Annotated in this window: 7 protein-coding genes and 1 pseudogene; 3 read left to right on the top strand and 5 right to left on the bottom strand. The window is 73.8% G+C overall.

The annotated features are described in order from the left end of the window. Positions 1–14: 14 nt before the first annotated feature. Positions 15–557: a MarR family transcriptional regulator gene (locus GKQ77_RS34240; protein WP_443728926.1), complete on the bottom strand. Its 543-nt coding sequence runs from the start codon at positions 555–557 to the stop codon at positions 15–17. A gap of 93 nt (positions 558–650) precedes the next feature. After that, a pseudogene (locus GKQ77_RS33535) lies at positions 651–1,721 on the bottom strand (ribonuclease catalytic domain-containing protein); the annotation flags it as partial. Between the two features lie 195 nt (positions 1,722–1,916). On the opposite strand from GKQ77_RS33535, the gene yaaA reads away from it, so the two are divergent. Both yaaA and eda read left to right on the top strand, forming a co-directional pair. Then, positions 1,917–2,717 carry a peroxide stress protein YaaA gene (gene yaaA / locus GKQ77_RS22790; RefSeq protein WP_219690795.1) on the top strand — a complete coding sequence of 267 codons (801 nt, stop codon included), beginning with the start codon at positions 1,917–1,919 and terminating at the stop codon, positions 2,715–2,717. 121 nt (positions 2,718–2,838) lie between these two features. Next, positions 2,839–3,492: a bifunctional 4-hydroxy-2-oxoglutarate aldolase/2-dehydro-3-deoxy-phosphogluconate aldolase gene (gene eda, locus GKQ77_RS22785; RefSeq protein ID WP_219690794.1), complete on the top strand. Its 654-nt coding sequence runs from the start codon at positions 2,839–2,841 to the stop codon at positions 3,490–3,492. Positions 3,493–3,529: 37 nt separating this feature from the next. Here eda and GKQ77_RS22780 read toward each other — a convergent pair whose 3' ends face one another. The 3 genes from GKQ77_RS22780 to GKQ77_RS22770 are packed head-to-tail and all read right to left on the bottom strand — an operon-like array spanning position 3,530 to position 6,506. Next, on the bottom strand, positions 3,530–4,903 hold the full coding sequence (locus GKQ77_RS22780; RefSeq protein WP_219690793.1) for a bifunctional RNase H/acid phosphatase: 1,374 nt from the start codon (positions 4,901–4,903) through the stop codon (positions 3,530–3,532). A gap of 11 nt (positions 4,904–4,914) precedes the next feature. Continuing rightward, complete coding sequence (locus GKQ77_RS22775) at positions 4,915–5,658, bottom strand: zinc ribbon domain-containing protein (protein ID WP_219690797.1); 744 nt, start codon at positions 5,656–5,658, stop codon at positions 4,915–4,917. Next, entirely contained in the window at positions 5,655–6,506 is an 852-nt protein-coding gene (locus GKQ77_RS22770) for a Nif3-like dinuclear metal center hexameric protein (protein ID WP_219690792.1), read from the bottom strand. Before GKQ77_RS22770 ends, GKQ77_RS22775 begins: the two co-directional genes overlap by 4 nt. A 297-nt stretch (positions 6,507–6,803) precedes the next feature. Here GKQ77_RS22770 and GKQ77_RS22765 point away from each other — a divergent pair. After that, a partial coding sequence (locus GKQ77_RS22765) for a hypothetical protein (RefSeq protein WP_258021774.1) occupies positions 6,804–7,794 on the top strand: 991 nt, incomplete at its 3' end.

Raw genomic sequence — 7,794 nt, 5'->3', positions numbered from 1 at the left:
GCGCAGGCGCGGGGTCAGTCTGAAGGGAACAGGGAAGCTCGGTGGGCGCGCCAGCGGGACATCATGCCTGCCAGTTCCTCCTGGATGAACTCGAAGAACGCCAGCGTCTCCGCAAGCCGCCGCCCCGCCGGCGTCTCCGCGCCGAGGCTCGCCACGCCCTCCCGCAGCGCGTGCTCCCAGCGGCTGAGGACCGCGTCCCGGTTGCCCAGCGCCTCGTACCACTGGTTGTTGTGCACCCGGAACAGGTCGCGCCGCGTCCCGGGTTCCCGCTCGCGGGAGACCATGTGCTGCTGGGTCAGATAGCGCACGGCGCCCGACACCGCCGCGGGGCTGACCCGCAGCCGCTCCCCCAGCGGCAGTTCCGTGGGGCCGCCCTCGACGCGGGCCACGATCGCCGGAGTCGTCAACTGCACGGTGCCCACCGCCGGTTCGCGTTCCTTCACGTCCACCACCACCGCGTCGAAGACCTCCCCCACCCGGTCCTTGAGCAGGGCCGCCTCGACGATGTCCACGCACTCCCGCTCCACCGTGTTGCCGCGCCGGGTGCCGTCCGCCATCTCCTTGGGCAGCTCGTCCAGGGCGGCGAGCACCCACTGGGGGACGCCCGCGCCCGCGCACGCGGCGAGGCAGAGTTCGGAGGCGTAGCGGTCGACGAGGCGGCGCAGGGGGGCCGTGCAGTGGGCGTAGGGGGCGGCGACCGCCGCGTGCAGGGTGTGCTCGGGGAGCGCGCCGCCGCTGAACGCCGTGTAGCCCGCGCCGCGCAGCAGCGTCGTGCACTCCTGGAGGAACGCGGCGTGGTGCGACTGCCGGGGGTCGAGGGAGCGTACGAGTTCCGCGTACGGGACGTGGTGCGGCCACTCGATGTGCAGCGCCTTCGCGGTGCGGCGCAGGCGGCCGACGGCGCCGTCGGGGGCGGTCGGCAGGGTGCGCAGGATGCCCGTCCCCGAGTCGATCATGAGCTGGGCGGCGGCCATGCCGGTGAGCAGGGAGATCTGGGCGTTCCAGCCGTCGGCGGGGCGGGGGGCGCGGTAGGCGAGTTCGTATGTGCCGTCGCGCTCGACGATCTCCTGCTCGGGGACGTTGAGGGAGATGCCGCCGCGCTCCACCTCCAGCCGCTCGCGCAGCGTCCCGATCTCCCGCAGCAGCGCGACCGGTTCCTCCGCCGTGCCGTCGTCGATGGCGCGCTGCACGCCCTCGTAGTCGAGCTTGGCCCGGCTGCGTACGAGGGCGCGGTGCACGTCGGTGCGTTCGGTGCGGCCGTCCTCGTCGAGGTCGAGCGTCCACAGGACCGCCGGGCAGCTCTGGCCTGGCAGCAGGCTCGCGGCGCCCTCGCTCAGGGCCGGGGGGTGCAGCGGGACCTTCTCGTCGGGGAAGTAGAGGGTGGTGACGCGGCGGTGGGCCTCGGCGTCGAGCGGGCCGCCGGGAGTGACGTACGCGGCGACGTCGGCGATCGCGTACCGCACCCGGAAGCCGCCGTTCTCGCGCCGCGCCAGATACATGGCCTGGTCGAGGTCGACGGAGGTGGGCGGGTCGATCGTGAAGAGGGGGATGTCCGTGGCGTCACGGTCCGGCAGCCGGGGCGAGGCGGCGGCGCGTTCCGCCTCCGCGAGGACGTCGGCGGGAAAGGCGCCGGGCACGTCGAGTCTCGTACGCAGTTCACGCAGCGCGGCCCGCAACGGAGCCTCCGCTGCGCCGGTCACATGGAGGTGGCGGCGGGGCATGCCCCGAGCGTAGGGCTCCGCGCACGGCTCGGCACCCGGTAGTGCCGCGTTGCCCTGTGGGACCGGAGCAGAGTCGCCCCGCCCGTGAGGCCCGCTCCGTCAGGGCCTGCCCCGTGGGCCCGGTGCCCGCTCCCGTCCCCGTAACCTTTTGGCGGGGGCCGCACCCCTCCCTCGTACCGCCTAAGGAGTCCGATCGTGCTCGTCCTGTTGCCGCCGTCCGAAGGCAAGGCCTCGTCCGGGGGCGGGGCACCGCTCAAGCCCGAGAGCCTGTCGCTGCCGGGGCTCACCGAGGCGCGGCAAGCGGTCCTCGACGAGCTGGTCGAGCTCTGCGCCGCCGACGAGGAGAAGGCGCGGGGCGTGCTCGGGCTGAGCGAGGGGCTGCGCGGCGAGGTCGCCAAGAACGCCGAGCTGCGTACGGCCGGCGCGCGGCCCGCCGGTGAGATCTATACGGGGGTTCTGTACGACGCCCTGGACCTGGCCTCGCTCGACGCCGCCGCCAAGCGCCGCGCCGCACGCTCGCTGCTCGTCTTCTCCGGACTCTGGGGTGCCGTCGGCGTCAGCGACAAGATCCCTTCCTACCGCTGCTCGATGGGCGTGAAGCTGCCCGGCCTCGGCGCGCTCGGCGCGTACTGGCGTACGCCGATGGCCTCCGTCATGCCCGAGGCGGCGGGCGACGGGCTCGTCCTCGACCTGCGGTCGTCGGCGTACGCGGCGGCGTGGAAGCCGAAGGGCGAGGTGGCCGGCCGGACGGCGACCGTGCGGGTGCTGCACGCGCAGCTGGTCGACGGGGTCGAGAAGCGGTCCGTGGTCTCGCACTTCAACAAGGCGACGAAGGGGCGGATCGTACGTTCCCTGCTGGCCACGGGCGCTCATCCGAAGGACCCCGCCGAACTGGTCGAGGCCCTGCGGGACCTGGGCCACACGGTGGAGGCGGAACCTCCCGCGAAGCCAGGGAAGCCTTGGGCGCTGGATGTGGTGGTGCGGGAGATCCACTGAGGGCCTGAGACCGGCTCGCCTGAGGGCCTAAGAACGCCTCGTTCGAGGGCTTGAGATTGCCTCGTTGCAGCATGCGCAACGCCCTTTGCGCATGCTGCCGGCACCGGGGCAGGATTCCCCCATGCCCCCTGTGAACCCCTCCGCGACCTCCGCACCCTCCGTTCTCGATCTCGCCCCCGTCGTGCCCGTCGTCGTCGTGGACGAGCTGGGGGACGCCGTGCCCATGGCGCGAGCCCTGGTCGCCGGGGGGCTGCCCGCCATCGAGGTGACCTTGCGGACGCCCGTCGCGCTCGATGCCATTCGGGCCATCGCCGCCGAGGTGCCGGGCGCGGTCGTCGGGGCCGGGACCGTCATCTCCCCGCGGCACGTCGCCGACTCCGTGGGCGCCGGTGCCCGCTTCCTCGTCAGCCCGGGGTGGACGGAGTCGCTGCTGGCGGCCATGGCGGGGTCCGGGGTGCCGTTCCTGCCCGGCGTCTCGACGACCTCCGAGGTCGTGGCCCTGCTCGAACGCGGTGTCAGCGAGATGAAGTTCTTCCCCGCCGAGGCCGCCGGGGGCACCGCCTATCTGAAGTCCCTCGGGGGGCCGCTCCCGCAGGCCCGCTTCTGCCCCACCGGCGGGATCACCTCCGGGACCGCGCCGGCGTATCTCGCCCTGGATAACGTCGGCTGCGTCGGCGGGAGTTGGATGCTTCCCGCCGACGCGGTCGCCGCCAAGGACTGGGCCCGCGTGGAGTCCCTGGCGCGCGAGGCGGCGGCGCTGGCGCAGGTGTCGTGAGGCGCTGGCGCAGGCGTGAGGCGTGAGGCGTGAGGCGTTAGCGCAGGTGTGAGGTGTCGTTCAGGAGGCGCAGCGAGGCGTTGCCGTCGCGGTAGTAGGCCACCGCGGACACCGACGCCGCCGCGAGTTCCATGCGGAACAGGGACTCGGGCGGGGCGCCGAGCGCGAGGCGCACCAGCGTCTTGATGGGCGTGACGTGCGTGACGAGCAGGACCGTGCGGCCCGCGTACTCTGCCGTCAGCCGGTCGCGCGTGGCCGCCACCCTGCGCGAGACCGTCGCGAACGACTCGCCGCCGGGCGGCGCCGCCTTCGGCGAGGCCAGCCAGGCGGTCAGCTCCTCGGGGTGGCGCTCGCGCACCTCACCGAAGGTCAGCCCCTCCCAGGCCCCGAAGTCCGTCTCGCGCAGGCCCTCTTCGAGGTGGACGTCGAGTCCGAGGCGGGCGGCGACGGCGTACGCGGTCTCCTGGCAGCGCTTGATCGGCGAGGAGACGATCGCCTGGATCGTGCCGCGCGCGGCGAACGCGGCCGCGGCGCGCTGGGCCTGCTCGCGCCCCACGCCGGAGAGGGACGGATCGGTTCCGCCGCTTCCGGAGAACCGCTTCTCGGGCGTCAGCGCGGTCTCGCCGTGCCGAAGGAGTACGAAGGTGGCGGGCGCCCCGAGATCGGCGGGCGCGGCCCATCCGACGGGCGGCGTCCGCGCTCCAGTACTGGCTGCGCTGCCCGCCGTGCTGCCCGCCGTACTGCTGGCCGCACTGCTCGCCGCGCGTCGGTCGGCCGCCTCGCCGGTCCCGGCGGCCTCGGAGGTGCCGGACGCACCCGCGCCCGCGGAGACCGTGCCCGCAGGGGCCGCCCCGTCACCCGAAACCCCCGCCAACGCCGCCCGCGCCCTCGCCGCCCCCGCGGCCGCGTCGCCGGGCGGGCCCGAGGGCTCCCGGGCGGCCGCCGCGCGCGCGGCCCGCGTGTCAAGGTCCGCGGTCGACGCCGAGGGCGACCACGCCAGCCCCCGCTTGCCCGCGTCCATCGCCTCGTTCGCGAGCCGGTCCGCGTGCTTGTTCTTCTCGCGCGGGATCCACTCGTACGTCACCTGGGACGCGGGGAAGACCCGCGCCGCCTGCGCCGCCAGCGGCTTCATGTCGGGGTGCTTGATCTTCCAGCGGCCCGACATCTGCTCGACGACGAGCTTGGAGTCCATGCGGACATGGACCGAGGCCCCCGGGTCCAGCTGGTGGGCCGCCTTCAGACCGGCCACCAGGCCCTTGTACTCCGCGACGTTGTTCGTCGCGACGCCGATGTACTCCGCGGTCTCCACCAGGGTCTCCCCCGTGGCCGCGTCGATGACGACCGAGCCATAGCCCGCGGGCCCCGGGTTGCCCCGGGAACCTCCGTCGGCCTCGACGATGAACTCCCGCACGGACAAGGCTCCTAGAGGCCGGACTCGGACGTACGGATCAGGATGCGGCGGCAGTTCTCGCACCGCAGGACGGTGTCGGGGGAGGCCGCCTTCACTTCGTTGACCTCGGTGATGTTCAGCTCGAGGCGGCAGCCCTCGCAGCGCCGCTGGTACAGCTTGGCCGCGCCGACGCCGCCCTGCTGCGCGCGGAGCTTGTCGTACAGCTTGAGGAGGTCGGCCGGGACCGAACCCGCCACGACCTCGCGCTCCTTGGTGACCGTCGCCGCCTCGCCGTCCAGCTCCTCGAACGCCGCGTCCCTGCGGGCCGTCGCGTCGTCGATCCGCGCCTGGATCGAGGAGACCCGCTCGGTCAGCTCGGCGACCCGCTCCTGCGCGGACTCGCGGCGCTCCATGACCTCCAGGACGACGTCCTCCAGGTCACCCTGGCGCTTGGCGAGGGAGGCGATCTCCCGCTGGAGGTTCTCCAGGTCCTTGGGGGAGCTGACCGCGCCGGAGTCCAGGCGCTGCTGGTCGCGGGCCGCGCGCTGGCGGACCTGGTCGACGTCCTGCTCCGCCTTGGTCTGCTCGCGGGCGCAGTCGCTCTCCTCGGTCGTCGAGGCGACGAGCAGGTCGCGCTGCTGCGTGAGGTCCTTCGTCAGCGACTCGATCTCGGCGTGCTCGGGCAGCGAGCTCTTCTTGTGGGCGAGCTGCTGCAGGCGGGTGTCCAGGGACTGGACGTCGAGCAGGCGGATCTGGTCGGCGGGCGCGGCGTTCAGTTGGGGGCTCCTGTTGAGTCGGGGGTCGAGGCCGCGTGGGCGGTCCAGGGGTCGGTGACCGTGCGCGAGACGTGGACGCGAAGGCCCCATCCGTTGCGGTCGGAGATCTCGTCGAGCTGGGCTGCGGCCAGCTCGCACCAGGGCCACTCGGTGGCCCAGTGGGCGGCGTCGAGCAGCGCGAGCGGGGTGCGCTCGCGCGCCTCGGACGCCGGGTGGTGGCGCAGGTCCGCGGTGAGGAAGGCGTCCACGCCCGCGGCGCGTACGTCGTCGAAGAGGCTGTCGCCCGAGCCGCCGCTCACCGCGACGGTACGGATCGGCGCGGCCGGGTCGCCCGCGACGCGGATGCCCTGCGCGGTGGCGGGCAGCCGCTTCGCCGCGCGCTCGGCCAGCTCGGCGAGGGTCAGGGGGTGGTCAAGCTCGCAGATCCTGCCGAGGCCGCGACGGCCGTGCGGATCGGCGGGGTCCGGTACGAGGGGGCGTACGACACGCAGGTCGAGGGCGCCCGCGAGCGCGTCGGAGACGCCCGGGTCGGCGCGGTCGGCGTTGGTGTGCGCGACGTGCAGCGCGATGTCGTTCTTGATCAGGTCGTGGACGACGCGGCCCTTGAAGGTGGACGCCGCGACCGTCGTCGTACCGCGCAGGTAGAGGGGGTGGTGGGTGACGAGGAGCTGGGCTCCGAGCCGCACCGCCTCGTCGGCGATCTCCTGGACCGGGTCGACGGCGAAGAGGACCCGGGAGACGTCCGCGTCGGGGTCTCCGCAGACCGTGCCGACCGCGTCCCAGCTCTCGGCCAGATCGGCGGGCCACAGGGCGTCGAGGGCGGCGATGACTTCAGACAGACGGGGCACGGGGAAAGGCTACCTTCCCGCTGCGCTTGGCTTGGCGGTCGTTACTTGCTGTGGGCTTGTGGCTACGGAGCGCCCTCGTCTGCCGTGTTCCGCATGGGGGCGTCTGCGGGTGTTCTTGGGCTGCTCGCGCAGTTCCTCGCGCCCCTTTCGGGGCGCTCATCTGTCGCGTGGAGCACAATCGTCCCCGGGTTCTCAGGTGAACCGGGGCGTCGCCACCCTTCTGTGTGAAGTGGGGTGCCACGGATCCCACGCCAGTGCGTACGAAAACTAGCTTCGGGGCCGGAGGTGGCACCGACGATGACAGCGGCAACGATCACGGTGGACGGTTCCTACGCGGCCCGGCTCGCGCGGCGGGGCGAGTCCTGGTTCCCCGAGCGCTGGACACTGGACTCCCCCGAGCCCTACGTGGTGCCGCTCGCCGGCCGCCAGCCCGAGGAGCCCGGCACCGAAGTGCTGCCGATGAGCGACGGGCGCGTACTCATCCACCGCCTGGTGGACGGGCGGCACGCCTTCGCGCTGCTCTACCCCACGGGCCCGGAGACCGGCGAGATCCCGCTGGGCGGGGTGGAGTGCGAGGGCGAGCTGAGCCTGCTGCCGCCCGCGCCGGACGGGACGCGCGCCTACGCCCTCGCGGTCGGCGCCCGTTCGACGGACGTATGGCTGGTGGCGGGCGGCTCGTTCGGGCCCGAGCACCTGGCCGAGGTGCCGGGGCGCTGCTCGGGCGGGGTCTGGCTGGACCGCGCGGGGCGGATGCTGGCGCTCGACCGGGAGTCGGAGGGGCGCGTCAAGACGGTGGCGGTCGACCTGGAGCGCGGCGGCGAGGTCTCGCCGCTGCTCCAGATCACCGAGGAGAGCGACGACCGGCTGCTGCTCGCCGACATGGACAGCGGCCTGCTCCTCATCCGCTCGAACGCGCCGGGCCACGACCGGCTCGGCTGGGGGGTCCTCGGCGGCACCCGCCCCGTCCGCTTCCCCGAGTCGCTGCGGCTCGCGGACTGCGCGGTCACGCCGTTCGCGATCCAGCCGGGGCAGACGCTGCTCCCGGAGGGGTGCGCGGTGGCGCTGCGGATCGACGGCGCGGCGGGCACCTGGCTCGGCGTCTGGCGCCCCGCTGAGCGGCGCCTGCGTCAACTGCCCGCTCCTGATGGCTGGTTGGCCGGTTCGGGCCACTGGACAAGGGACGGCGTGCTGCAACTTCCGTATGTGACGGGCACGATGCCCTGCGGTGTGGCGCGGGTGCCCGCCCCTGCCCCGGTGCTGGTGGAGGCGCCGCCGATCAAGCAGCCCC

The sequence above is a fragment of the Streptomyces anatolicus genome (genome assembly GCF_019400875.1).
GTDB lineage: Bacteria > Actinomycetota > Actinomycetes > Streptomycetales > Streptomycetaceae > Streptomyces > Streptomyces anatolicus.
Note: the sequence above shows the minus strand (reverse complement) of the source record. Positions and strands in the feature narration are given on the sequence as shown.

Bases quoted from the DNA above. Each gene is read 5' to 3' on its own strand.
- GKQ77_RS34240 (WP_443728926.1), bottom strand. From the start codon at position 557: ATGGCGGACGGCACCCGGCGCGGCAACACGGTGGAGCGGGAGTGCGTG.
- eda (WP_219690794.1), top strand. From the start codon at position 2,839: ATGCCCCCTGTGAACCCCTCCGCGACCTCCGCACCCTCCGTTCTCGAT.